Genomic DNA, 23,552 nt, shown 5'->3' on the forward strand with positions numbered 1-23,552 from the left:
AGGACGATCGTAGTCGTGCCGACGGCTCAGCCTGCCCGACGGTGGGTCATCCGACGGCGACGTTCGAGGAAGTCGACCAGGACATAGTCGCCGAGCGCCTCGTTGGTGGTGTAGAACGCGCGACCGCCGTTGATCTGGGTCATCTTCTCGATGAAGGCCTCGAGCGCCATCGTGGCGTCGAGGACGAAGGTGTTGATGCGGATCTGGTCGCGAGTGCAACGCACCACCTCTCGCAGCGTCGCCTCGACGGTCTCACGAACCGGCGGATAGTTGAAGTACACGTCGCCGCGCGGCGTGATGTGCGCCGTCGGTTCACCGTCGGTGATCATGATGATCTGCTTGTTGCCGGTCTGGCGGGACAGGAGCTGGCGAGCGAGGGTGAAACCGTGGTGCATGTTCGTGCCGTACACGAAGTCCCACGACACCTCGGGCAACTCCTCCGGCGCGACGACACGGGCCGTCTCGCTGAAGCCGACGAGACCGAGGTAGTCACGCGGGAACTGGGTGGAGATCAGGTGGTGGAGCGCCATCGCCACCTTCTTCGCCGGCAGGAAGTTGTCGCGCATCGGCATCGACATCGACAGGTCGAGCATCAGGACGGTGCTCGACCTCGTCAGGTGCTCGGTGCGTTCGATCTCGAAGTCGTCCGGGTCGAGCGACACCGGCGTGCCCGACCCCGTGCGGCGCAGCGCGTTGCGGATCGTGCGGTGCAGATCGAGCTGGAACGGGTCGCCGAACTCGTACGGCTTGGTCTGATAGGTGCGCTCGTGACCTTGACCGAACTGATGCAGTTGGTGCTGGCCGACGTGTTCCTTCGTGAGCTTGGTGAACAGGTCGCGCAACGCGTTCGAACCGACCGAGCGGAGTCCGCGGGGCGTCAGCTCGAGCCGACCCTCCTTGTTCTCGATGAGGCCGGCATCCTCGAGCATCTTGGTCAACTCGGCGAGCCGTTCGAGTGATCGTGCGGCGTCGTCGCCGAGGAGGTCGCGCACCCGGTCCATGTCGGCCTCGGCGAGCTGACCGGGCGTGGTGGCGTTGCGGAGCAGGTTCTCAAGCTGATCGAGTTCGCCGAGTTCCTGCATCGTCTGCATGGCCTGCGAGAAGCCCGTCGGGTCCTGGCCCTGGGCGTCGTACGAACGGCCCCAGTTCATGTCGGGGAACATCTGCTGCAGGTTCTCGCCGAGCTGCTGCATCTGCCACTGCAGATCCATGTCGTCCATCAGCTGGTCGGAGAGCTCCTGCAGCTGAGCGCGCTGCTCGGGTGACATCGAGTTGAGCATCGCCTGCATCGCAGCCATGCGCTGGGCCATCTGCTCGAGGAGTTCGTCGAGGTTCTCCGGGTTTTCGGGGAAGAAGTCGCCGAACTCCTCCATGAAGTCGTCGAACTTCGGCTCGCGTCCGGCTTGCCGATCCTGGAGCATCTCGTTGAGCGACGCGAGCATGTCTTTCATGCGCTGCATGTCACCGGGCGTCATGTTCTGCATGCCGTCCGACATCTGATCGACCATCTGCTGCATCAGCTGCTCGCGCAGCCGGTCGAGCATCTGCTCGAAACGACGCTGTGCCTCGGCGGACTCCCAGTTGTACGCACTCAGCTCCCGCACCTTGCCGGCGAGATCGTCCGGCATCAGATCGAGACGGAGATTGCGGTCGGACGCGGTCTGTCGGGCGGCGTCGGCGCGCCGCTCGTCGCCACTCGACTCGGCATCGCGGAGCGCGTTGTCGATCGCATGACGTTCCTCGTCGACGATGTCGGCGAGTTCGTCCGCGATCTCGTCGTAGACCCCACCGAGGTTCGTCCGATCGAGCCGCTCCTGGCGTTGCTCGCGCAGACGTTCCATCAGATCGCGGAGCCCGTCGAACCGGTTGCCGTCGGCGTCGCGCATGCCGTCCTGCATCATCCTCCGGAGCGCCGCATTGACATCGCCGTGGTACAGCAACTCGTCGGTCAGCTGATCGAAGAGGAGGTCGGCATCGAGATCGAAGCCGCGCTGGGTGCCGTCCCACCGCGAGTAGGTGAACCGGGTCGCCATGTGCCCACGGTACCCGAGGAATCGGCCACCCCCCGAGCGCGGGCGAACTACGCTGTGCCGAGCGAGGGCTGGGGGTTTCGCGTGGCGGACGACAACCTGATGACACGATCGACGGGCATGCGCGACGCGGCGCGACGCCGGTGGGCGGCGCTCGCCGTCGCCGCACTGCTGATGCAGTTCGTGCCGGCCGCCGCGATGTCGCCGCCGACCTCGGCGGCGCCCGGCACCAGTCGGCTCGTCCCGGTGGGCCCGGTCCGCCTCGTCGACACCCGCAAGGCCGACTGTGGGTGCACCCGGGTCGACGCCCACACCGTGACGGTCGACGTCGCGGGTCACCGTGCGGTTCCCGACGATGCCGTGGCGGTCGCCGTCACCATCACGGCGCCGCCGAACGGCGGATTCGGTCACGTCACCGCATATCCCGGCGGCACACGGCTCCCGACCGCGTCGAACCTCAACACGCGCCCCGGCGCAGTGGTCGCCAACTCGGCGATCGTGCGGCTCGGCACGAACGGCGACCTCGCGTTCCATCAGCATCGTCCCGGCGGCCTCGTCGTCGACGTCACGGCGGCGTTCGTGCCGGCGACGACGAGTCGCGACGGACGCTTCGTGCCCGTCGCGCCACGCCGACTCGTCGACACGCGAACGCCCGCGACGCCATCGGGCCCACTCCGAGCCGGAGGCTCGCTCGACGTCGCGCTTCCCGATGGAGTCCGAGCCGACGCCACGGCCGTCGTCGTCAACATCACGAGTGTGCTCGAGCCGCGTGCCGGGCACCTTTCCGCGCATCCGTCCGAGGCGAAGGCGGGCAACACGTCGTTCCTCAACCTCGACGGTTCGGGCCGCGTCGCTGCCGCCTCCGTCGTCCTCCCGGTCGACGAGGGTGGCTTCACGATCGAGTCGTACGGCGGTGGCCACATGATGGTCGATCTCGTCGGTTGGTTCACCGGACCGTCCGCTGCGAACAGCGATGTCGGACTGTTCGTCCCCACCGACCCGCGACGACTCGTCGACACCCGCCGGGACGACGGGCGTCTCTGGGAGGACGGGACGATCGAACTCGGCCTCCCGGTCGCCGGAGCGTCCGCCGTCGTCACCAACCTGACCGTCGTCGCTCCCGATCGAACCGGGCACGTGACGGCGTTCCCCGCCCGCACCCGGCTTCCCGACACCTCGTCGGTCAACGCTGCGTTCCGCGATCACACGGTCGCGAACATGGCGATCACCCGGGTCAGCACCGCCGGCCTCGCCTACCGGTCGCACGCCAGCACCGACCTGGTCGTCGACATGAACGGGTGGTTCACGGGCACACCGGTGGCGACCACGACCGCAGCCGGGCGCAACCAGCCTCCACCGCCGTCGAGGGTGTTGCTCGTCGGCGACTCGACCCTGTCGTCGTTGGTGTATCTCCCCCAGACCGCCGGCGCCCTGATCGGATTCGAATCGGTGTTCGACCGGGGCAACTGCCGCAGGTTGGTGCGCCAGTCGTGCGTCAGTCCGACCACCGGGGTTCGACCGACGACAGCGGTCGAGGCCATTCACGCGGCCCCGGGCACGTTCGACATCGTCTACATCAAGGCCGGCTACAACGACTGGTTCACCTACTTCCCGACCGAGTTCGACGCCGTCGTCCAGGCGGCCCGGGCGAAGGGCGCCCACACGGTGCTGTGGCAGTCGTACAACACGGCCGTCTTCCGACCGACCGAGCAGCGCGCCTACGTGGAGAAGAACGCCAGCCTTCGGGCGATCGTCGGATTGCCGCAGTACGACGACGTCCACCTCGCCGACTGGGCCGCGTACAGCGACCCGAGACCCGACTGGTTCTGGGACGGCATCCACGTGACCACGGCGGGCGCCTGGGCGATCCCCGATTACATCAGTCGCTGGATCGCCCACCTCGAACGGCGGCCGTGCCCACGGCCCTGGGCGGTCGGTCAGCCGGCGCCCGATCCGTGCCCCAGGCCGGAGTGGCGCGGCGCCGTGCCGAACCCGATCTCGCTGTACTGACTCGGCAGGCACGACTCGACGGGTGGTACTGGCCCGACCGGCTCGGGCGGCTCAGCAGACGGCGCGCACGTATGGGTACGGGTTGATCGGCACGCCGCGAGTCGGGTGGATCTCGAAGTGCAGGTGCGGCGTGTGGGTACCGGTCGCACCGTTGTAGGCGATGACCTCACCCTTGCTCACATACCGGTCGGTTCCCTCGAACGCCGAGAAGTGACCATAGAAGTAGTACGTGCCCGACGCGCCCCAGTGCCGAGCGACGAGAGCGCCGTTGCTGATCTGCCCGTACTCGACACGGCCCGCCTCGACGGCGACGATCGGCACGCCGACCGCCGCGATCATGTCGACACCCTGGTGCACTCGACCGCCCGAACGAGGGGCACCCCAGGTGTCGGCGAACCCGTGCGGTCCGGCAACCGGGCACACGATCTGGCCGGACGCGGCAACGCCCGATCCCGACGACCCGGAGCTGCTCCCCGACGAACCCGACCCGCTCGACGAGCCGGACGAACCCGAACCGCCGGATGAGCCCGAACCGCTCCCCGACGAACCCGACGTGCCGGACGAGCCCGAACCGCTCCCCGACGAACCCGACGTGCCCCCCGACGAGCCGGAACCTCCGGCGTCAGACGAACCGTCGCCGCTCGACGGGGCGGTCGCCTCCGAGGCGGTCGTCGAGTCGGACGACCCCGGATCCTGCGCCGGTGGATCGGGGACGGCGGCGGCGACGGCGGCGACCTGGTTCGAGTCCGGCTCCGCCGCGGCTGCGGCGATCCGACGTTCCTCGTCGAGCTGTTCGGCGCGCCGACGTTCGAGCGCGTGCTGGACTTCGGCGTCCTGCAGCCGCTCCGCCTCGATCTGTTCCAACCGGACCACCTCGGCTTCGGCGGCCGCCATGAGCTCGGCGTGGCGTTCTCGTGCCTGCTCCGTGGCCGCCGTGCGTCGTTCGATGTCGTCCCGGGCGGCTTCGAGTTCGTCGAGCGCCGCCTCGTAGTCGTCGACCCGGACGAGCTCCGACTCGGTCGCAGCGGCGGTGTACACCTGCGCGGTCGCCTGTGCGTTCATGCTCGCGATGTCGGTGAACAACGGGTTCGACTCGCCGGTGCCGCCGACGAACTGGCGGACCGCCGACTCGGCAAGACCGTCGCGGAGCGCAGCGACGGCGGACTCGGTCTCCGCGAGATCTCGCTCGGCCTGGTCGAGTTCGATCGACAACGTGTCGAGGGTCGACTCGGCGTCGAACACGGCCTGCGCCGCGGCGTTGGCTCGGTTGCGGGCCTCGAGGATCTCACGCGCCGCCTGATCGGCCGCCGGACCGTCGTGGTCGGCCGACACGTGCGACGCCGGGAACGACGACGAGAGCACTGCGATCAGTGCCGCGGTCGCAGCCCGGGCGCGACGTCTCGTCATGGTGTTCCCAACAAACACCGCACAAGTATTACAGAACGATGACGGAAAGAGAACGGCGCAGCGCTCCGAGCCCGAGCAGGAGCCTCGACGTGTCCCGATCGGCAACCGCTCTCCGTGGACTCGACCCCGCCGACCCGCCACTCCGTGGCGCCCTGCAGATCGGAGCGCGGTAAGGTCCTCTCAAGATCACAACGGTGGGGTTTGATCCGACGAGGCGCGGGAACGAACAGCGCATGAGTGGGGTGGCAACCGTGCAGGCGAACCGAGAACCCGAGGCGGCCCGGACGGAGTTCCCGACACGGCGCGCCCTCCGCCTCGACCGCCGCGACGAAGTGGCCAAGCGTGCGCGTCGTGCCGTCCAGGAGCATTGCGAGGGCCGGGTCGACGACGACGTGAACGACCAGGCTCGCCTCGTGGCGTCCGAACTGGTCACCAACGCCTTCGAGCACTGCACCTCCGGCATCGTCACGCTCGACGTCAGCATCGCCGGCGAGGCGGTCGTGCTGACGGTGACGTCACCCGGCTCGAACGACACTCGTGGGATCCCGCCGGTCAACGCCTGGCGCGTGTCACCGCCGACGTACCCGTCCGGCCGCGGGCTGGGCATGATCCGACGCATCGCCGACGAGGTGATCGTCGACGCCGGATCGGGTCCCGACGGCCGCCACTGGCAGGTCGTCAGTGTTCGGCTGACGCCCGAGTCGGTCGGTCAGCGCCCGCGATAAGTGGCGTTCTGACCCGACTCGTCCTTGTTGAGGCGCTTGCTCAGGTGCAGGCCCTCGAGCACGAACTCGGTCGCGGCGGCGATCGCTCCGGTCGACGTGTCACCGTCGAGCAGGGCGTCGACGGGTTCGCGGAGCGCCGGAACGCGCTCGACGAGGGCCGCCAGCTCATCGCTCGACAGGTCTTCGCCGGTCTGGACGATGAGCCCTTCGTCGAAGGCGTCGACGATCGGCGTCGTGTGGCTCGGGTCGATCCGATCGTTGTAGACGGTGAGCACGGCACCCTTCACCAGGTTGTCGAAGATCACGCCTTCCCGGCCGTCCTCGAGCGCCTCGATCTCGATCTTGCCGATCGAACTCGCCGCCAACGCGTCGAGATCGTCGACGCGCGCCACGATGTGGTGCTCCCCTGCCCGCAAGCCACGTCGGAGTGCGTTCGCGGCGAGCGCCTCGTAGTTGGACACCGACAGGCGGACCGACACGCCACTGCGCTGATTGACGTGGCTCGACGCCCGCGCGAGCTGGCTGAACGTGGCGACGACCTCACCGAGGTAGTGCGGCACGGTGACGCCGACCGTCTCGCCGACCGAGAGCGGGCGGGCCTCCTGCTGCATGATCTCGTACTCGAGTTCGGCGTCGAGCGGGTAGTGGGTGCGGATCTGGCTGCCGAAGCGGTCCTTCAGCGGCGTGATGATGCGGCCGCGGTTGGTGTAGTCCTCCGGGTTGGCCGATGCCACCAGCATCACGTCGAGCGGGAGCCGGATCTTGTACCCGCGGATCTGGACGTCGCGCTCCTCGAGCACGTTGAGCATGCCGACCTGGATCCGCTCGGCGAGGTCGGGGAGTTCGTTGATCGCGAAGATGCCGCGGTTCGTGCGCGGTACCAGGCCGTAGTGCAGCGTGAGTTCGTCGCTCAGGTAGCGACCCTCGGCGACCTTGATCGGGTCGACCTCGCCGATCAGGTCGGCAATCGAGGTGTCGGGGGTGGCGAGCTTCTCACCGAACCGGTCGTGGCGGTGCACCCACGTGATCGGTGTCTCGTCGCCCATCTCGTCGACGAGATCTCGAGCGTGCTTCGACACCGGATGGTACGGGTCGTCGTTGATCTCGCTGCCCGCGACGATCGGCATCCACTCGTCGAGCAGACCCGTGAGCGAGCGGATCATGCGGGTCTTGGCCTGGCCGCGTTCGCCGAGGAAGATCACGTCGTGCCCGGCGAGCAGCGCGTTCTCGAGCTGCGGCATCACCGTGTCCTCGTAGCCGAGGACGCCGGCGAACAGCGGTTTGCCGGCACTGATCTTGGCGACCGCGTTCGCCCGGATCTCCTCCTTGACGGGTCGGGACTGCCATCCCGACGCTCGGAGCTGGCCCAGGTTCGCGGCGCGATCGGTCATGACCCGAACCTAGCCCTTGTCCGGTGGTGGTTCCCACGCGGGCCGAACGGCTGCGTCAGAGCAGGGCCGAGGCGATCCAGAGCACCGACATGCCGGCCACGAGCGACACGATCACGTTGCGTGACCACCAGGCAGCGGCGGCTGCCGCGACGAGCGACAGCGCCTCCGGCCAGGAGATGCTCGGGCCCGAACCTTCTCCTCCCGCGGCCAGATTCAGTGCCAGCGCCGCGAGCACCGCCGGACCGACGCTCTTGAGCATGCGTTGGATCGGGAGTGGGATCTCCCGGTCGGCGAGCCCGACGATCGCGATGGCACGCATCCCGTAGGTCATCGCACCGACGACGAGGGTGATGGCCAGGGCGCTCCAGACACTCATGCCGTCACCTCGACGCGACGCACCGGTCTGTCGCCGTACTTGTACTCGGCGAACGTGCCGGCCGCCACACCGGCGATCGCGCCGACGAGGATGCCGAGTCGGTCCGGCATACCGGCCGCCGCCAGCGACACGGTGCCGCCCACGAGCGCCGCCGCCGCCTGCGGCACCTTCTCGAGCCCGATGAGGACCGGGCCGAGGAACATGATCGCCGGGGCGAAATCGAGTCGCCACGAGTCGGGGACGATCGGGCCGACGAGCATCCCGAGCGCAACGGTGACCTGCCAGTTGAACCAGATGAAGAAACCGCACGAGAGGTAGTAGCGGCGGAACTCGGCCGGTGGCCGATCGGTCTGGAGGAACGACAAGGCAAAGACCTGGTCGATCAACACGTAGGGACCGAGCCATTGCATCCAGCGGGGTTGTCGTTGGAACGTCGGCGCCATCGCAGCGCTGTACATGACGTGCCGGGTGTTGATCACGAGCCCGGCGACGATCACCGACCAGATCGACGCCGTGCCCGCCAGGGTGATCACCGCCAATTGCGCCGCACCGGCAAAGATGACCGGAGACGTCAGCCAGCCGATGAACATCGGCATCTCCCCCTCGGTGATCGCCAACCCGACGACGAACCCGAACGGGATCGCGGGAATGAAGAGCGGGACCGCGTCGGCGATGGCGCGCCGGTCGACCTGCCCCACGATCTGCCCCACGATGTTGTCGGTCCGGCGCGTTGACACGTGGGCGAGGGTACCGATGCCCGTGGCGGCCAGACGGGTGGGATCCGGCCGCTCGGTGGTGGCACGAGTACCAGCCGGGCCCGCTTCGGTACGCTCCGCATCGTGGAGTTGAACGGGACCTGGCGAGCGATGCGCGCCGACGACGACGCCCGACGCAATGCGATCGGTCTCGACGTCGACGACAGCGGCTGGGCCGAGCTGGAGGTGCCCGGCCACTGGCGGCACCACCCGGACTTCGCCGACAACGACGACCCCGTCCTGTACCGACGTCGATTCTCGATGCCGAAACCCGACGACGGTCGACGTCGGTGGATCACACTCGACGGCGTCTTCTACCAGGCCGACGTGTTCCTCGACGGCGCCTACCTCGGCGACCCGGAGGGCTACTTCTTCCCGCACTCGTTCGACGTCACCGCACTGTCTCGGATCGACGACGAGCACGTCGTCGCCGTCGAGGTGGCCTGTCCGCCCCAGCACGGCTACCGCGGCAAGCGGACCATCACCGGGGTCTTCCAGCAGTGGGACGGTCTCGACCGCGACTGGAACCCCGGCGGCCTCTGGCGCCCCGTGCACGTGTACGACACCGGCCCGGTACGCGTCGATCGCTTCCGCGTCGTGTGCCGCGACGCCGACCAGATCCGAGCCCACGTGTTGCTCCAGGCCCGGCTCGACAGCGACACGGCGCGCGCGGTCACCCTCCGGACCCTGGTCGACGGCGACGTCGTCGCCGAGTCGGAGCGACGCGTGGCGAAGGGCAGCAACGACGTCAAGTGGGCGATCGACATCGCCGACCCCCGACTGTGGTGGCCCCGCTCGCTCGGCGATCAGCCGCTGACCACGATCGCCGTCGAGGTCGAGGTCGAGGGGGTCTGCAGCGATCGCCGCCACCGCCGCACGGGTCTGCGCCAGGTGGCCTGGAACGACTGGCGCTGTTCCGTCAACGGTGAGCGTCTGTTCCTGAAGGGCGCCAACCTCGCCCCGACCCGTGCTGCCCTCGCCGACGCGACGGTCGACGAGATGCGCCGAGACATCGAGCTCGCTGTCGACGCCGGGCTCGACGCACTGCGAGTGCACGGCCACATCGCGCCGCGACCGGTCTACGACGCCGCAGACGAACTCGGCGTGCTGTTGCTCCAGGACTTCCCGCTGCAGTGGGGTTACGCACGATCGGTCCGCGCACAGGCCGTGCACCAGGCCGAGGCCGCGGTCGACACGCTCGGACACCACCCGTCGATCGTGCAGTGGAACGCCCACAACGACCCGGTTGCCGCGGGCGTCGGAATGGACGGCGACTCGACGCGAGCGCGCATCCGGTACGTCGCGTCGCAGCAGTTGCCGTCGTGGAACAAGTCGGTGCTCGATCGCTGGGTCAAGCGGACGATCGAACAGGCCGACCCGACCCGACTGGTGGTGCCGCACTCGGGCGTGCTCCCGCACCTGCCGATGCTCGACGGCACCGACAGTCACTTCTACTTCGGCTGGTATCACGGCCACGTCCGCGACATCGACCGGCTCGCGAAGGCGGTCCCGCGGGTCATCCGTTTCCTTTCGGAGTTCGGTGCCCAAGCGGTGCCCGACAGCGCCGACTTCATCGACACCGACGCGTGGCCCGATCTCGACTGGGATCACCTCGCCCGACACCATGGTCTGCAGAAGTGGGTCTTCGACGAGCGGGTGCCGCCGGCCGACTTCGCCACCTTCGATCAGTGGCGTCGGGCCACGCAGCGGTACCAGGCAGCCCTGCTCCGGCATCACATCGAACTGCTCCGTCGGCTCAAGTACGCACCGGCGGGCGGCTTCTGCATGTTCTCGTTCAACGACCCGGCTCCGGTCGTGTCGTGGAGCGTGCTCGATCACGAGCGGCGCCCGAAGGCCGGCTTCGACGCCGTGAAGCGAGCGTGCGCGCCCGTCATCGTCGTCGCCGACCCGCCCCCGGCGATCGTGGCGGCCGGTGACCGACTGTCACTCGACCTCCACGTCGTCAACGACCGCCGTGAGGCGATCCTCGGGGCGACGGTCGACGTGACCGCGTCGTGGCCCGGCGGGTCGCGTCGCTGGCGGTTCGCCGGCGACGCCGACGCGGATGCCGTCGAGAAGGTCGGCACGATCGATCTCGACGTGCCCGCCACGCTCGGCGCCCTCCGCCTCGATCTCGCCCTCACCCACCCCGACGACGGCCAGGTCGCCACCAACGCCTACCGCAGCGCCATCACCACCTCGTAGCCCGATAGGTCACCGGCCAGAAGGGGTCAGGCACCTTCTGGCCGACCCGACTCGGCCACCAGCATCCGACCAGAAGGGGTCAGGCACCTTCTGGCCGACCCGACTCGGCCACCTGCATGATGCTGGCCAGAAGGTGCCTGACCCCTTCTGGCGAGAACCTGTGGCTGCGGGCGGGCAACCGCGGTCTAGCGTCACGCCGTGGGTTCGATCCGGGTCGACGCAGTGGGGTGGCGACTCCCGAGCGGTGACGAGCTGTTCCGGGACGTCTCGTTCTCCGTCGGGGCGGGCGAACGGGTTGCCCTCATCGGCGCCAACGGGGTCGGCAAGACGTCGCTGCTCCGCACCATCATCGGTGACGAGAAGCCGTCGGACGGTCGTGTCTCGATCGACGGTCGCCTCGGCGTGATGCGTCAGCTGGTCGGAATGGGCGACACGAGCGAGGGAGCGGCGACCGACGTCCGAGGATTGCTGCTGTCGATCGCTCCCGATCGGATCCAGAGCGCTGCGGCTCGCCTCGCATTGGCGGAGTCCCGACTCGCCGACCACCCGATGCAGTACGCCGATGCGCTCGCCGCCTGGGGTGACGCCGGCGGCTACGACGTCGAGGTCGCCTGGGACGAAGCGTGTGGTCGGACACTCGGCGTCGACTTCCGTGACGTCGCCGATCGCCCACTCCGCACGTTGAGCGGCGGTGAGCAGAAGCGGTTGGCACTCGAGTACCTCTTCCGGAGCGAGAACGACGTGCTCGTGCTCGACGAACCCGACAATTTCCTCGACGTGCCCGCGAAGCGTTGGCTCGAACGCGAGTTGAACGCCACCAAGAAGGCCGTGTTGTTCGTCAGCCACGATCGCGAGCTCCTGTCGGCGAGCGCCTCGAAGATCGTGACGATCGAGGCATTCGGATCGTGGACACACGGCGGCGGGTTCGACGGGTACGCCGCCGCCAAGCAAGCCCACGACGAGCAGCGCGCACGGGATGCGGCGCTGTTCGACCGTGAGCGGGAGCGGCTCGAGGAACTCGTCGCCGAGATGCGCCGACGCGCCAAGATCAGCGAGGTCTTCGCGCCTCGCCTGAAGGCGGCGGAGTCGCGACTGCGTCAGTTCCTCGAGAGCAACGAGCGCCCACCGGACGTTCGCGACCAGCAGATCGACGTCCGGTTGCGCGGCGCCCGCACCGGCAAGCGCGCGGTGATCATCGAGCAGCTCGAACTGTCGGGGCTGACCGATGCGTTCGACGCCGAGCTCTGGTACGGCGAGCGAGTCGCCGTCCTCGGCGGCAACGGGGCCGGCAAGAGCCACTTCCTGCGCCTGCTCGCGGGCGACGAGGTCGACCACGACGGCTCGTGGCGGCTCGGCGCCAACGTGGCACCCGGGCTGTTCCACCAGACCCACGAGCACCCCGAGTGGGTCGGCCGGACGCCGGTCGAGATCCTCCACGACCACGACGTCGTTCTCGGCCCCGCCATGGGAATGTTGCGCCGCTACGAGATCCACGGCTGTGCCCAACAGCCGTTCGAGACGATGTCCGGAGGCCAGCAGGCCCGCTTCCAGATCCTGCTGCTCGAGATCTCGGGCGCGACCCTGCTGCTGCTCGACGAACCGACCGACAACCTCGATCTGGTGTCGGCCGAAGCGCTCGAGCACGGGCTCGACCGATTCGACGGCACCGTGATCGCCGTCACCCACGACCGCTGGTTCCTCCGCGGCTTCGACCGCTACCTCGTCTTCGAGCCCGACTGCACCGTCACCGACCACGACACCCTCCCCGACCCCTGGCACTGACCAGAAGGGGTCCCGCACAGATGGTGCAGGATCGGATCAGGAGCGTTGGGTGGGGAGTTTGGGGGTGAGCCACTCGATGAAGTTGTCGGGGCTGCGGGTCTGGACGTAGCAGCGACCGGGCCCGGTGAGCTTGACGACGAGGCCCTCACCGCCGAGCATCGTCGACTTCCAGTTGCCGACCTTTTGCACCTCGTACTGGACATGCTCGTCCCAGCCGACCATGTGGCCCGTGTCGACGACGTACGTCTGACCGGCACCCAGATCGATGGCCTGCACGGCGCCGTAGCTCGACACGATCAGATCGCCGACACCCGAACACTTCAGCATGAACAGGCCCTCACGCGAGAAGAACGTCTTCGAACCGCCCCACTTGCTGTCGACCTCGATCGAACTCGGTGCCGCCAGGTACGAGCCCGACTGGAGGTACACCGTGTTGCCGGTGAGCGGCCACGTGATCACGTCGCCCGGCAGTGCCGGTGCCACGATCACGTGGTCCTGGGCCTGACTGGCGGTGAATGTGTTGAGGAAGAACGATTCACCACCGAGCACCGATCGCTTCAGCCCCTTCATGATGCCGCCGCGGGTGCTGGTCTCGATGCCGATGCCCGGCGTCATCGCCATCATCGCGCCGGCCTCGGCCTGCACGCCCTCGCCCGGGTCGAGGTGGATCGTCGCCATCGCGAACGCCGGGCTGTAACTGATCTCGGTGCGCATCCGAACCCACTCTCCCCTGGGGCCGGCACGCTGCCGGCCGCCGTTGCCGACCGATGGTAGTCACCGGACGCGAACGTGCCGGCCGGGTGACCGGCCGGCACGTTCGGAGGATCGGCAGCGTCAGGTGCGGCTGAGCTTCTTGCGGTTCTTGAACTTGGCCTTCATGTAGTCGGCGTTCATGACCGCGATGACGTCGATGGAGATCGACTTGGGGCACGCCGCCTCGCACTCACCGTGGTTGGTGCACGAACCGAAGTACTCGTCCATCGTCTCGACCATCGCCTCGGCACGCTTGTAACGCTCGGCCTGGCCCTGGGGCAGCAGGTTGAGATGGGTGACCTTGGCACCGGTGAACAGGTTGGCGGCACCGTTCGGGCACGCGGCGACGCAGGCACCGCAGCCGATGCACTCGGCCGCGTCCATCGACGCGTCGGCAACCGGCTTCGGGATCGGGATCAGGTTGGCGTCGGGCGCGCCACCGGTCTCGGCCGAGATGTAGCCGCCCGCCTCGACGATGCGGTCGAGCGGGGCCCGGTCGACCATCAGGTCCTTGATGATCGGGAAGGCGCTGGCGCGCCACGGCTCGATGGTGATCGTGTCGCCCGACTGGAACTTGCGCATGTGGAGCTGGCAGGTGGCGGTGCCCTTCTCGGGACCGTGTGCCTTGCCGTCGATCATGAGCGAGCAGGTGCCACAGATGCCTTCACGGCAGTCGTGGTCGAAGACGATCGCTTCTTTCCCCGCCTCGATCAGCTGCTCGTTGAGGATGTCGAGCATCTCGAGGAACGAGGCCTCTTCGCTGATCTCCTCGATCACGTGGTTCTCGAACTGGCCCGGGCTGTCGGGGCCACCCTGACGCCAGATCCGCAGGGTGATGTAGGTCAGCTTCTCGCTCACTTGTAGCTCCTCGTCTGGAACTGGACGACCTCGTACTCGAGCTCCTCGCGGTGCTCGACGGGTGCCATCGGATCGCCCGACCACTCCCACGCCGTGACGTGCGCGAAGTCGTCGTCGTTGCGGAGGGCTTCGCCCTCTTCGGTCTGGTGCTCGGCTCGGAAGTGGCCGCCGCACGACTCCTCGCGGACGAGGGCGTCGCGGCACATCAGCATGCCGAGTTCGAAGAAGTCCTCGACGCGGCCCGCCTTCTCGAGCGTCTGGTTGAGGCTGTCGCCGGTTCCGGTGACCCGCAGGTCCTTCTGGAACTCGTCGTACAGCGCCGGGATCTCCGACAGCGCCTTCTCGAGGCCCTGCTCGGTGCGCTCCATCCCGCAGTAGTCCCAGATGATCTTGCCGAGCTCGCGGTGGAAGTAGTCGGGCGAGCGGGTGCCGCCGATCGACAGGTACTGCCGGAACCGGTCGGAGGCCTGCTGCTCGGCGACCTTGAACGCCTCGTGGTCGGTGCCGGGGATCGGCTTGTTGAGCCAGTCGGCGAGGTAGTTCGAGATCGTGTACGGCAGCACGAAGTAGCCGTCGGACAGACCCTGCATGAGCGCCGACGCCCCGAGGCGGTTCGCGCCGTGGTCGGAGAAGTTGGCCTCGCCGGCGCAGTACAGGCCGGGCACGGTGGTCATCAGCTCGTAGTCGACCCAGAGGCCGCCCATCGTGTAGTGCGAGGCGGGGTAGATGCGCATCGGCACCTCGTACGGGTTCTCGCCCGTGATCCGCTCGTACATGTCGAACAGGTTGCCGTAGCGCTCCTTGACGGTCTGCTGGCCGAGGCGGCTGATGGCGTCGGCGAAGTCGAGGTACACACCGTTCTTGAGGGGGCCGACGCCCTGTCCGTTGTCGACCGCCCGCTTGGCGGCCCGCGAGGCGATGTCGCGCGGGGCCAGGTTGCCGAAGCTCGGATAGATCCGCTCGAGGTAATAGTCGCGTTCACCTTCGGGGATGTCGGCGGCCGCACGGGTGTCGTCGGGGTTCTTGGGAACCCAGACGCGTCCGTCGTTGCGGAGCGACTCGGACATCAGCGTGAGCTTCGACTGGAAGTCGTCGGCCTGCGGGATGCAGGTCGGGTGGATCTGGGTGTAGCAGGGGTTGGCGAACGCTGCGCCCTTGCGGTGGGCTCGCCACGCCGCGGTGACGTTGCAGGCCATCGCGTTCGTGGACAAGAAGAACGCGTTGCCGTAGCCGCCGGTGGCGAGCACGACGGCGTGGGCCGAGTGCGAGCTGATCTCGCCGGTCATCAGGTCGCGCACGACGATGCCGGCCGCCCGACCGTCGACGGTGACGATGTCGACGAGTTCCATGCGGTTGTAGAGCTTGACGCCACCCTGGCCGATCTGGCGAGCGAGCTGTTGATACGCACCGAGCAGGAGCTGCTGGCCGGTCTGGCCGCGGGCGTAGAAGGTACGCGAGACCTGGGCACCACCGAACGAACGGTTGTCGAGGAGTCCGCCGTACTCGCGCGCGAACGGCACGCCCTGGGCGACCATCTGGTCGATGATGTTCACCGACACCTGCGCGAGGCGGTGGACGTTGGCCTCACGAGCGCGGAAGTCGCCGCCCTTGACGGTGTCGTAGAAGAGGCGGAAGACGGAGTCGCCGTCGCCCTTGTAGTTCTTGGCGGCGTTGATGCCGCCCTGCGCGGCGATCGAGTGCGCTCGACGGGGCGAGTCGTGGAACGTGAAGGCGTCGACCTGGTAGCCGAGTTCGGCCAGGGTCGCCGCCGCCGATGCACCGGCGAGACCGGTGCCGACGACGATGATCTTGAACTTGCGCTTGTTGGCCGGGTTGACCAGCTTCTCGTGCGCCTTGAACTCGTCCCACTTGTCCTCGAGCGGACCGGCGGGGATCTTGGAGTCGAGGGTGATGCTCATTCGGACGCCTCCTCGTGGTCCTCGTGCAGTTCGTGCACGCTGGTGACGCTGTCGTCGAACTCGATGACGCCGGCGAGTGTCATGATCGGGAACGAGACGTTGCCGACGACGACGATCGTGGCGATGCCGGCGGCGAGCGCCTTACGCCACTGGTTGAATCGGGGATTGTTCCAGCCCATCGACTGGAACAGGCTCCACGTGCCGTGGAACAGGTGGGTGCCGAGCGCGATGTTGGCGACGATGTACAGGATCGCGACCGGGATGCGGCTCAGGCTGGCGTCGAGGTTGCGGTACACCTCGCCCCGGACGAAGTCGGGGTTGGCCCAGCCCCACGTGAGATCGGCGAGGTGCCAGAGGATGAACAGGGCGACGATGATGCCGGTCCACCGCATCGTGCGGCTGGCGAAGTTGGCGACCTCGTAGTCACGCGCCGACTGGTACTTGACCGGGCGGGCCTTGCGGTTCATGACCGTCAGGCCGTAGGCGGCGTGGATGTGGAGCAGCACGGCACCGATGAGGACGCCACGCAGGATCCACAGGAAGACCGTGCGAGGCAGGATCGGCACGAGGATGTCGCGCAGGAACTCGCCGTAGATGTCGATGTCGTACACCTCTTGGCCGTTCTCGGTCACGGTGCCGATGTAGACCTTCAGGTTGCCGATCATGTGCGAGACGACGAAGCCGATGCCGATGATGCCGGTGATCGCCATCACGTACTTCTTGCCGACGGCCGTGGAGTAGAAGTCGAGGAGGAACGGCTTGCGCTTGGCGCCTCGCCCGACTGCGGTGCCCGACACGGGACCGCGACGCAGCGTTTGTGACATAGTTCGAAACTACAGGGCGGCGACCCACGCGACCGAAATCGTCCGGTCGAATCGGCGGTTTCGCGCCGCCATCGCTCCGAGCGATGGGTCCGGGTCGGTGGATCAGTCCGACGAATGATCACCGGAATGATCAGCCGGAATGATCGCCGGGATGATCGGCGCCGACCGCTGCGTCGGCCTGCACACCGCGGATCGCCGACGGGCCGAACGTGGTCGCGCACGTGCGGCACCAGAACGCCTGCTCGAGTTCGGTGCCGCACGGGGCGTGGACGAGTGCCGTGGTCGGCTCGACGTTCGGGAGATGGGTCTCACTCCAACGCACCAGTGCGACGAGCACCGGCGACAACGCCAGTCCGGCCTCGGTGAGCCGGTACTCGTACCGCGCCGGGTGCTCCTGGTACGGCACCTTGGCGAGCACGTCGTGGGCGACGAGTCGCTTCAGCCGTTCGGCGAGCACCGGACGGGCAATGCCGAGGTCGTCGATCAGCTCGTCGAACCGGCGGACGCCGCGCAGCACGGCGCGCACCACGAGGATCGACCACTTGTCGCCGATGACGGACAGGGTGCGCTCGATCGCGGCCTGCGAGTCGAGCGGTCCGTTCTGGGTGTCGGTGGATCGGGCCATGTCGGGTCGAGCCTACCGGTGACCCTCAGTTCGCTTTCCGAACTCACTCGACCTACACTGCGCCGCCATGACCCCCACGACGGTGACGCTCGCTCCCCGCACCGAGAGCCGGGCACTCCCCGACGACGTCGTCGCTGCGATGGAGCGCGCCGCGTCGATCCGCGACCGACGTCACGGCACGCGCATCACCTACTCGCCGAAGGTGTTCATCCCCCTGACGATGTTGTGTCGCGACCGGTGCGGGTACTGCACGTTCGCCCAGCCCCCGGCCCACCTCGACGCGCCGTTCCTGTCGCGCGACGAGGTCCTCCGCATCGCTCGCGACGGCGCGCGCCAGGGTTGCCACGAGGCCCTGTTCACGCTGGGCGAGGCGCCCGAACAGCGCTACGACGTCGCCGCCGACTGGCTGCGAGAGCACGGCTACGACTCGACGGTGCACTACCTCCACGACATGGCTGCGGCAGTGCTGGACGAGACCGGCTTGCTCCCCCACGCCAACGCCGGCGCCCTCCCGGCCGACGAACTCCGCCTCCTGCGCGAGGTCTCACCGAGCCAGGGGATGATGATCGAGACCCTGCGGAGCGACCTGCCGTGTCATCGCGGTGCGCCCGACAAGACGCCCGAGCGGCGACTCGCCACACTCGAGGCGGCCGGCGAACTCGACATCGCGTTCACGACCGGGATCCTCGTCGGCATCGGCGAGACGCGCGACGACCGGGTCACCGCACTCGAGGCGATCGCCGCGTCGCACCGCCGCCACGGGCACGTGCAGGAGGTCATCGTGCAGAATTTCCTGCCGAAGCCGGGCACCGCCATGCGTCACGAACCTCCGTGCCCGCCCGAGGAGTTCCTCTGGTCGATCGCCACCGCCCGCGAGATCCTGCCGCCCGACATCCACCTCCAGGCGCCACCCAACCTGTCGGACGACTTCGGCGTGCTCGTCGACGCCGGCATCGACGACTGGGGCGGGGTGTCACCCGTGACCGCCGACCATGTCAACCCCGAACGCCCGTGGCCCGCACTCGATCGATTGCGCGAGGTCACCGAGGCACACGGACACACCGTCGCACCCCGCCTGACGATCCACCCCGAGTTCGCACTCGACCCGGATCGCTGGGTGCACGACGATCTGCGGTTCGCCGTGCTCGACCGCAGCGACGCCGAAGGACTCGCCCGCGACGACGCCGGCTCGTTCTGGCCCGAGCGTGTCTCGGCAGCCGACGTCGTGAACGACGGGGCCGAGGTCGTCCTCGTCGGCAAGCGGTCGACCGCCTGGTACGCCGGCGCCACCAACGACCCGACCACGCTCGTTCCGGGGCCGTCGGCCGCCTCACCGTCGTCACGGGTCGGCGCTGCACTCGCACGCGCCGAGTCGGGCGAGCAACTCGGCGTCGACGACCTCGTCGACCTGTTCGGCGCCCGCGGCCCAGAGGTGGGAGCGATCGCCGAGTACGCCGATCACCTCCGCCAGGAGGCCGTCGGCGACACGGTCACGTGGGTCCACAACCGCAACATCAACTACACGAACGTCTGCACGTTCAAGTGCCGCTTCTGCGGTTTCTCCAAGGGTCCGCTCTCGCTCAACCTGCGCGGGACGCCGTACCTCCTGACGCTCGACGACATCGCCGAGCGCGCCGCCGAGGCCGAACGCCTCGGCGCGACCGAAGTGACGCTGCAGGGAGGCATCCACCCCGACTTCGACGGCGACTATTACATCGATGTCACCCGGGCAGTCCGCGAGGCGGCGCCGACGATCCACGTCCACGGGTTCACGGCCCTCGAGGTCACCGAAGGCGCACGGCGGCTGGGACAGGACCTGCACACGTACCTCGGCCGACTGAAGGAGGCGGGACTGTCGTCGTTGCCCGGCACCGCCGCGGAGATCCTCGACGACCCCGTCCGGGAGATCCTGTGCCCCGACAAGATCACCACCGACGAATGGCTCGACTGCCATGCCGCCGCGCACGACATCGGGCTGCACTCGAACGTGACGATGATGTTCGGTGCGGTCGAGCAGCCGATCTCGTGGGCGCGTCACATCGTTCGCACCCGCGAACTCCAGTCGGTCACCGGCGGGTTCACCGAGTTCGTCGGCCTTCCGTTCGTCCACATGGCGTCACCGATCTACCTCCAGCGACGAGCGCGCCGCGGACCGACCTTCCGCGAGACATTGCTCCTGCACGCCGTCGCCCGCATCGCCTACCGTGGCCTGATCGACAACATCCAGCTGTCGTGGGTGAAGATCGGCGAGGCCGGTGCACGCCAGATGCTCCGGGCCGGGTGCAACGACCTCGGCGGCACCCTCATGGACGAGAACATCTCGCGCGCCGCCGGCGCCGCGCACGGCCAGGCGATGACCGAGCAGCGGTTCCGCGGCCTCGTCGAGCCGCTCGGCCGCACGATCGCCCAGCGCACGACCGGCTACGGACGCGTCGACGGGGTGGATCACGCCGCGGTTCGCGCGCCAGCAGCCGGCTGAATCCATCGCTGGAACAGAGGGCCCATCGGCGACACAGATCGGGGCGCGCGCCGTTGGGGTTGGCGTGAACGTTCCATATCGACCATCATTGGTCGACCCTGTTCCAGGGTGAACCAGTCCGATCGCCTCAGGAGGCTCGAACTCAGTGACTTCCGTCCCGTATCTTGCCGCGCTCTCGGCCCTTCTGGGCCTCGGGCTCGCGGTGTACTACTACAAGCTCGTCGAGAAGGCGCCAGCGGGTAACGACCGCATGGTCTTCTTGATGACCGAGATCCAGAAGGGCGCTCGGGCCTTCTTGCAGAAGGAATACCAGTGGGTCGCCGGCTTCGCCGTCGTGCTCGCCGTACTCCTCGCCATCGTCATCGCACCGCTCGCCGCGGTCAGCTACCTGCTCGGCGCCGTGCTCTCGGCCGCCGCCGGGTACGCCGGCATGACGGTCGCCACCATGGCGAACGCCCGCACGACCGAAGCGGCCAAGTCCGGCCCCTCCGAAGCCCTGCCCGTCGCGTTCCGCGGCGGCGCCGTCATGGGCTTCTCGGTCGCCGGCCTCGGTCTCCTCGGCCTGATGTTCACGTACCTGCTGTTCGTCGAGTGGCTCGCCGTCGACGATGCATTCGAGATCCTCACCGCCTACGGCCTCGGCGGCTCCACGATCGCCCTGTTCTCGCGTGTCGGTGGCGGCATCTACACCAAGGCCGCCGACGTCGGCGCCGACCTCGTCGGCAAGGTCGAGGCGGGCATCCCCGAGGACGACCCGCGCAACCCGGCCACGATCGCCGACAACGTCGGCGACAACGTCGGCGACGTCGCCGGCATGGGTGCCGACCTGTTCGAGTCGTACGTCGGCTCGATCATCGCCCCGATCTCGCTCGTCGCGTTCTTCCTCGGCCTCACCGCCGACGATGCGAGCGCCGACGGCGTCCTGCCGCTGCTGGTCTTCCCGATGGCGATCGCCTTCGTCGGCATGATCGCCTCGATCATCGGCTCGTTCCTCGTGAAGGGTGGCGACTCGACCGACAGCCACGCACTCAGCCGTGCGCTCCACATGGGCACCAACGTCGCCATGGGCATCACCGTCGTCGCCACGATCGGTGTCGCCTACTGGCTGTTCAGCGGTGACGAGTTCGACCAGCCGATCGGTCTCGCGATCTCGGTCATCGGCGGCCTCATCGTCGGTTGGGCACTCGGCAAGACGGCCGAGTACTACACGAGCGACCACTACGGCCCGGTCAAGAAGATCGCCGCCCAGTCCGAGACCGGCCCGGCCACGACCGTGCTGTCGGGTGTAAGCACCGGCATGGTGTCGGTCGCCGCCTCGGTCGGCCTGATCCTCGCCGGTGTCGGCATCGCCTACTGGGGCGGCCAGCTCGCTTTCGTCGACGAGCTCGACGACTTCGGCGGCATCTACGGCATCGCTGTTGCCGCCATCGGCATGCTCGCCACGACCGGTGTGGTCGTGTCGGTCGACGCCTACGGCCCGATCGCCGACAACGCCGGCGGCATCGCCGAGATGGCCGAGCTCGATCCGAGCGTCCGCGACGTCACCGACGCGCTCGACAGCCTCGGCAACACCACCGCCGCCGTCGCCAAGGGCTTCGCCGTCGGTTCGGCTGCGCTCACGGCGCTCGCCCTGTTCAAGAGCTTCGAGTTCGCGCTCGCTGCCGAGGGCGCCGACCTGAACCTCAACATCGGACAGGTGGAGACCTTCATCGGTCTCTTCATCGGTGCCGGTCTGCCCTTCCTCTTCGCCGCCCTCACGATCGACGCCGTCGGTCGTGCGGCGAACCAGATGATCGAGGAAGTGCGTCGTCAGTTCCGCGAGATCCCGGGCCTGCGCGAAGGCAAGGAAGGCGCCATCCCCGACTCCGCTCGTTGCGTGGCGATCTCGACCGAGGCGTCGCTCAAGGAAATGGTGATCCCGGGTTCGCTGGCGGTCGTCGTGCCGCTGGTCGTCGGATTCATCAACACCGACGCCCTCGGCGGCCTGCTCGCCGGTGCGCTCGTCACGGGCTTCGCGCTCGCCATCTTCATGGCGAACTCGGGCGGCGCCTGGGACAACGCCAAGAAGTACATCGAGGCCGGCCACCACGGCGGCAAGGGCTCCGACCCGCACAAGGCCGCCGTCGTCGGCGACACCGTGGGCGACCCGTTCAAGGACACCTCGGGTCCGGCGATGAACATCCTCCTCAAGGTGATGACCATCGTCTCGCTCGTCTTCGCGTCCGCCTTCGTGTGATCGACACCTGATCACCGCTCGATCCTGACGGGGTCGGGTCCGGTCCTTCGGGACGGGGCCCGGCCCCGTCGTCGTTTTCGGCATCGGTCGGCTGCGCCGACGCCGTCGACTGCGTGACGTCCCGTACAGTCGACGGCGTGATGAGCGACGACGACCTCCCGGTGCTGCCGGGACGGCTCCGGCGCCTCGCCGACGAACTGGTCGACGAGGGCGTCGACGTGCTCGAGGGGGCGCACGACCCGATCGCGACGCTGGTCGAGTTGGCCTACGCCCTGCGTCCGCAGCGGTTCGAGGGCCGCACCCCCACCTACGGCGTCCTGCTGCCGCCCCCGGGTTCGGTCCTCGGTCCGGGCGGTCTCGCCGAGTCGGGGGTCGAGATGATCGCGCTGCACGAACTCGACGTGCAGTTCGCCCGACGCTTCGCCGACGGCGTCACCACCTTCGCGGTGCGCGAAGACGACCAGATCACCCACATCGCCTGCTTCGACCGCAACCTGGCCGACGAGTACGACCTCGTCGGTCTCCAAACCTCGATCGGCGGCATCGTCGTGCAGCGCCACCCGAACGGTCAGGTGCGGGTGTTCAGCCCGACCGGCGTCGTGCGCTGGGACGGCGTTGCCTGGCACCGCGATCCGCCGCTCGCTGCCTGGGTCCGGCGACTCGGCGAGCTGGCCCCCGATCTGCCGGTGGAGGGTCTCCGGCCGCTGCTGCGGTTCGCGATCCACGAGCTGGCATCGCGCCGCATCGGTGCCACGCTCATCTGGCGGCCAACCGATCTCTCCGTGCCGAAGCACCGCCACGAGCCGCTGGTCCACAACGCGCCGGCGCTCCACCTCGATCGGGTCGGCGAAGCGGCGGCACTCGCGCAGGCGTTGTCACAGACCGATGGGGCGGCCCTGTTCGACCGTGACACGCAGCTCGTCGGGTTGGGGATCCGGCTGGCCCCATCGACCGACGCGGACCGCACGATCGGCCCGATGCGCGGCATGCGCCACACGTCCGCGTTGCGCTACAGCCACGACGACCCCGACGCGATCGTCGTGGTCGTGTCCGAGTCGGGCACCGTGACGATCATGCACTGCGGTCAGGCCTACGCGACGATCGAACGCGGCGACGAGAGCATCGGCTGAGCCCGGACGCGGAACGACCCGGGCGGAACCGTGTGGTTCCACCCGGG

17 protein-coding genes are annotated in these 23,552 nt (G+C 68.4%); 7 read left to right on the forward strand and 10 right to left on the reverse strand.

The window, feature by feature from the left end:
• Positions 1-26 precede the first annotated feature (26 nt).
• A complete protein-coding gene (locus BDK89_RS17150) occupies positions 27-2,033 on the reverse strand; it encodes a VWA domain-containing protein (protein ID WP_133870113.1) in 2,007 nt (668 codons plus the stop codon).
• Positions 2,034-2,132: 99 nt separating this feature from the next.
• On the opposite strand from BDK89_RS17150, the gene BDK89_RS17155 reads away from it, so the two are divergent.
• Positions 2,133-4,040, forward strand: a complete 1,908-nt coding sequence (locus BDK89_RS17155) for an SGNH/GDSL hydrolase family protein (RefSeq protein ID WP_133870114.1) — start codon at positions 2,133-2,135, stop codon at positions 4,038-4,040.
• A 51-nt stretch (positions 4,041-4,091) separates the two neighbouring features.
• Here the strand turns inward: BDK89_RS17155 and BDK89_RS17160 are convergent, their stop codons facing one another.
• The gene (locus BDK89_RS17160) at positions 4,092-5,447 is read right to left on the reverse strand and encodes a M23 family metallopeptidase (protein WP_133870115.1); all 1,356 of its coding nucleotides are present in this window, start codon (positions 5,445-5,447) and stop codon (positions 4,092-4,094) included.
• Between the two features lie 233 nt (positions 5,448-5,680).
• On the opposite strand from BDK89_RS17160, the gene BDK89_RS17165 reads away from it, so the two are divergent.
• Positions 5,681-6,172: an ATP-binding protein gene (locus BDK89_RS17165; protein WP_133870116.1), complete on the forward strand. Its 492-nt coding sequence runs from the start codon at positions 5,681-5,683 to the stop codon at positions 6,170-6,172.
• Here BDK89_RS17165 and BDK89_RS17170 read toward each other — a convergent pair.
• The 3 genes from BDK89_RS17170 to BDK89_RS21870 are packed head-to-tail and all read right to left on the reverse strand — an operon-like array spanning position 6,157 to position 8,676.
• A complete protein-coding gene (locus BDK89_RS17170; protein ID WP_133870117.1) occupies positions 6,157-7,563 on the reverse strand; it encodes a sigma 54-interacting transcriptional regulator in 1,407 nt (468 codons plus the stop codon). The two genes, BDK89_RS17165 and BDK89_RS17170, sit on opposite strands and share 16 nt — an antisense overlap.
• A 55-nt stretch (positions 7,564-7,618) precedes the next feature.
• A complete protein-coding gene (locus tag BDK89_RS17175; RefSeq protein ID WP_133870118.1) occupies positions 7,619-7,939 on the reverse strand; it encodes an AzlD domain-containing protein in 321 nt (106 codons plus the stop codon).
• Positions 7,936-8,676: an AzlC family ABC transporter permease gene (locus tag BDK89_RS21870; RefSeq protein WP_166657654.1), complete on the reverse strand. Its 741-nt coding sequence runs from the start codon at positions 8,674-8,676 to the stop codon at positions 7,936-7,938. The genes BDK89_RS17175 and BDK89_RS21870 overlap by 4 nt, the downstream gene beginning before the upstream one ends.
• 102 nt (positions 8,677-8,778) lie before the next feature.
• Here BDK89_RS21870 and BDK89_RS17185 point away from each other — a divergent pair, with 102 nt between their 5' ends.
• Complete coding sequence (locus BDK89_RS17185; protein WP_133870119.1) at positions 8,779-10,899, forward strand: glycoside hydrolase family 2 protein; 2,121 nt, start codon at positions 8,779-8,781, stop codon at positions 10,897-10,899.
• 198 nt (positions 10,900-11,097) lie between these two features.
• Positions 11,098-12,681, forward strand: a complete 1,584-nt coding sequence (locus tag BDK89_RS17190; protein ID WP_133870120.1) for an ABC-F family ATP-binding cassette domain-containing protein — start codon at positions 11,098-11,100, stop codon at positions 12,679-12,681.
• Positions 12,682-12,717: 36 nt separating this feature from the next.
• On the opposite strand, the gene BDK89_RS17195 is transcribed toward BDK89_RS17190, so the two are convergent.
• From BDK89_RS17195 to BDK89_RS17215, 5 genes are all read right to left on the reverse strand, one after another.
• Complete coding sequence (locus BDK89_RS17195; protein WP_133870121.1) at positions 12,718-13,395, reverse strand: TIGR00266 family protein; 678 nt, start codon at positions 13,393-13,395, stop codon at positions 12,718-12,720.
• A gap of 120 nt (positions 13,396-13,515) precedes the next feature.
• Positions 13,516-14,292: a succinate dehydrogenase/fumarate reductase iron-sulfur subunit gene (locus BDK89_RS17200; protein WP_133870122.1), complete on the reverse strand. Its 777-nt coding sequence runs from the start codon at positions 14,290-14,292 to the stop codon at positions 13,516-13,518.
• Positions 14,289-16,205 (reverse strand): fumarate reductase/succinate dehydrogenase flavoprotein subunit, encoded by a 1,917-nt coding sequence (locus BDK89_RS17205; RefSeq protein WP_166657785.1) that lies wholly within the window; start codon positions 16,203-16,205, stop codon positions 14,289-14,291. Before BDK89_RS17205 ends, BDK89_RS17200 begins: the two co-directional genes overlap by 4 nt.
• A gap of 2 nt (positions 16,206-16,207) precedes the next feature.
• The gene (locus tag BDK89_RS17210; protein WP_133870124.1) at positions 16,208-17,035 is read right to left on the reverse strand and encodes a succinate dehydrogenase cytochrome b subunit; all 828 of its coding nucleotides are present in this window, start codon (positions 17,033-17,035) and stop codon (positions 16,208-16,210) included.
• A 130-nt stretch (positions 17,036-17,165) separates the two neighbouring features.
• Positions 17,166-17,660, reverse strand: coding sequence for a winged helix-turn-helix transcriptional regulator (locus BDK89_RS17215; RefSeq protein ID WP_133870125.1), 495 nt, complete (start codon positions 17,658-17,660; stop codon positions 17,166-17,168).
• Positions 17,661-17,727: 67 nt separating this feature from the next.
• Here BDK89_RS17215 and cofH point away from each other — a divergent pair, with 67 nt between their 5' ends.
• The 3 genes from cofH to BDK89_RS17230 all read left to right on the forward strand — a co-directional run bounded on the left by cofH (position 17,728) and on the right by BDK89_RS17230 (position 23,505).
• Complete coding sequence (gene cofH, locus BDK89_RS17220) at positions 17,728-20,139, forward strand: 5-amino-6-(D-ribitylamino)uracil--L-tyrosine 4-hydroxyphenyl transferase CofH (protein ID WP_208294111.1); 2,412 nt, start codon at positions 17,728-17,730, stop codon at positions 20,137-20,139.
• A gap of 145 nt (positions 20,140-20,284) precedes the next feature.
• Positions 20,285-22,375 carry a sodium-translocating pyrophosphatase gene (locus BDK89_RS17225; protein ID WP_133870126.1) on the forward strand — a complete coding sequence of 697 codons (2,091 nt, stop codon included), beginning with the start codon at positions 20,285-20,287 and terminating at the stop codon, positions 22,373-22,375.
• 140 nt (positions 22,376-22,515) lie between these two features.
• Positions 22,516-23,505, forward strand: a complete 990-nt coding sequence (locus BDK89_RS17230) for a DNA integrity scanning protein DisA nucleotide-binding domain protein (RefSeq protein WP_133870127.1) — start codon at positions 22,516-22,518, stop codon at positions 23,503-23,505.
• The last annotated feature ends 47 nt before the right edge of the window (positions 23,506-23,552 follow it).

The organism is Ilumatobacter fluminis (assembly GCF_004364865.1).
Taxonomy (GTDB): domain Bacteria; phylum Actinomycetota; class Acidimicrobiia; order Acidimicrobiales; family Ilumatobacteraceae; genus Ilumatobacter; species Ilumatobacter fluminis.